The organism is Rhodococcus sp. EPR-134 (genome assembly GCF_001647205.1).
Lineage (GTDB): Bacteria > Actinomycetota > Actinomycetes > Mycobacteriales > Mycobacteriaceae > Rhodococcus_F > Rhodococcus_F qingshengii.
Genome location: NZ_LVCT01000426.1, coordinates 1 through 2,480 on the forward strand (window position 1 = coordinate 1; position 2,480 = coordinate 2,480).

The 2,480-nt window shown below is 62.1% G+C and carries 3 protein-coding genes; all 3 read right to left on the minus strand.

The features are described 5' to 3' along the window. Window positions 1-366: cation transporter (locus A2J01_RS19740; RefSeq protein ID WP_197494257.1), on the minus strand; the 366-nt coding region annotated here is incomplete at its 3' end. Window positions 367-414: 48 nt separating this feature from the next. Further along, on the minus strand, window positions 415-759 hold the full coding sequence (locus tag A2J01_RS19745; protein WP_231915845.1) for a heavy-metal-associated domain-containing protein: 345 nt from the start codon (window positions 757-759) through the stop codon (window positions 415-417). 397 nt (window positions 760-1,156) lie between these two features. Then, the coding region (locus A2J01_RS19750) for a multicopper oxidase family protein (RefSeq protein ID WP_064113371.1) at window positions 1,157-2,480 on the minus strand (1,324 nt) is incomplete at its 5' end.

Sequence of the window (2,480 nt, forward strand, 5' to 3'; positions counted from 1 at the left end):
GACCACCGGCACAGTCAATGCGAGCGAGACGAGCAGCCGGGTCCGCAGTTGCGAAGCCTCGTCCTGGGTCCGAGTGTTCACCCCGTCGGTAGTGCCGACCTCCCCGGACGAGCCCTTGGGGGCAGGCAAGGTGGCGGTGTATCCCGTTGCCTCTACGGTGGAGATCAAGTCTTCAGGTGCTACCGCACCCGTGAAATCGACCTTCGCCTTTTCGGTCGCGTAGTTCACTGTCGCGGTGACGCCGTCGATCTTGTTGAGCTTCTTTTCGATTCGCGCGGCGCAGGAGGCGCAGGTCATGCCGCCGATGGCCAGTTCGACACTGTGTGCGGACTCGGCAGCGACGGTCGTGTTGTCCAGGGTGCTCATCAGATGTACCTCTCCTGACCTGCCTACGCTGGCGGTGTGGACGCCTGGTCAGATGTTCGCGAGATGATAGTTGCCGGCGTCGTCGAGAGCGGCAGCTACTTGTTCCTCGGTCAGCGGCGCTGAAGCTGTAACGGTCACGGTGGAGACTCCTCCGGCGACGAGATCGATATCCACCTCGCTCACTCCGGGGAGGGCGCGCAGCTCGTCCGTGACGGCGCCGACGCAATGCCCGCAGGTGAGACCGGTGACCGCGAAGGTGTTGTTGGTTGCAGACATGATGTCCTCCGTAGTGGTGGGCGCGGATGTGGTGGGTGATTTCTTCGTCGAGTTGCATCCACAGCCGCGTTGCGTCTTGTCGAGTAGATTCGGCTGCGAGTGGGTCTGACCGCTCATGATTCCCTTCCTGTCTGGTACCCCAGGGGGGTACCAGTTTCTACTATACTCGCGTTCGGAGAAGGTGAGTCAAGGCTGCGCCTCGACTACTTCCGTCGGACATTTGGTCGGATTCTCCCTCGTGTATTCGCCCGCGCAGAGAACGTCGAATTTCGAGCGCCCCGTGGAGTGCCGGCAGGTGTGCACCGGAGCCATGGGCAGTTGCGCTGTTCGCGGGATTTCGATCCCAGTCCAGCGCAGAGGCAGAGGCCGGGGATTCCGGGACGCTGACCCGATGCCGGGGCGGCGCAGTCTCACCTCGCCGAACGAGGCAGGAAGAGGCATCGAATGAGATGCCGGCCCAATCAGGTCGCGCCTCCCGTGCTGGTTCGATCGTGTGTTCGGACGTCTCCACGTGTCAGACGATGTAGTCCAAGCGAGTCATCATACCCGACTCCTGGTGATATCCGTTGTGGCAGTGGAGCATCCAGTCGCCCGGGTTGTCGGCGATGAGATCGACAGCGACAGATTCCATCGGACGAACGATGACTGTGTCCTTGCGAGGTCCGACACCGCCGTCACCTTTGACCACTTGGAAGGTATGCCCGTGCAGATGCATGGGATGCCACATCATCGTCATGTTGGTGAACGTGAGCCGGGCGCGGTCCCCTTCTTTGACGGTCAGAGGTTCGGTTTGGTCGTAGTTCCGACCGTTGATTGTCCATTGGTAGCTCATCATGTCTCCCCCGAGGTCTGCCACGAGATCGACACCGGTGCCATCGCTTCGCGGCAGAACGACACTTTCGGCTGCAGTGAACGTCTCGACCGTGCCCACTCGACCTGCCAATTCCCGAGGGAGGAACGACGCGTCGGGCGCAGCGCCCGAGCCTGTACGCAGCAGCGTCCGAGCCTGAGCGTTCTTACCCTCGGCCGCGGCGACGAGCGGGAATACACCGTCCTTGACCGTGACGATCACGTCGTAGCGCTCACCCATGCCGAGGAGAAGCGCATCGACTTCTGTCGGTACGACCGGAAAACCGTCCGTATGGGTCACGGACATCACGTGATCGGCAAGGGCGACTCGAAAAGCGGTACCCGCACCCGCGTTGATGATGCGAATACGCACACGCTGACCGGGAGCGGCCGAGAATGTTGTCGGTGCGGAAGCTATCCGCCCGTTGATCAGATAGTAGGGGTAGCTGACGTCACCCGCGTCCCCGCCGAGCAGAGCGCTGGATGCTGCTGAGCTCGGGCCACCCGAGGTGGGGGGCGGCGTGGTTTCGTTCGACCCGTGGTTCATGCCACCCATGCCGGGCATGTTGCCCATTCCGGATCCGCCCATCGAACCCATGCCGTTTCCGGACTGGAGGTCGGAGAGGATCTGTTGCGGGCTCGTGCCGATTCCATCCGTCCAGTCGTCGAGAACGACGATCCATTCGGCGTCGTAGTCGGCGGGCTCGCGGGGGTCGTCGACGATGATGGGGAGGTAGAGGCCGTAGTCGGTGTCGAGACCGACATGGGGGTGAGCCCAGTACGTTCCCGAATGAGGTACGGAGAAACGGTATGTGAAGTTCTGCCCCGATTCGATGTTCGGGCTTGCCGGCATGGCGCCGTCCATGTCGTTGCGAAGCGCGATGCCGTGCCAATGCACCGATGTCTGATGATCGAGTCTGTTGTTGACGGTGATTGCGAGCTCGTCACCGACATTCGCGCGAATCAAGGGACCGGGAATACTGTCGCCG

What these genes read in the sequence shown, in the direction of transcription:
- A2J01_RS19745 (WP_231915845.1), bottom strand. Translation starts at nt 759, where the DNA reads ATGAGCGGTCAGACCCACTCGCAGCCGAATCTACTCGACAAGACGCAA.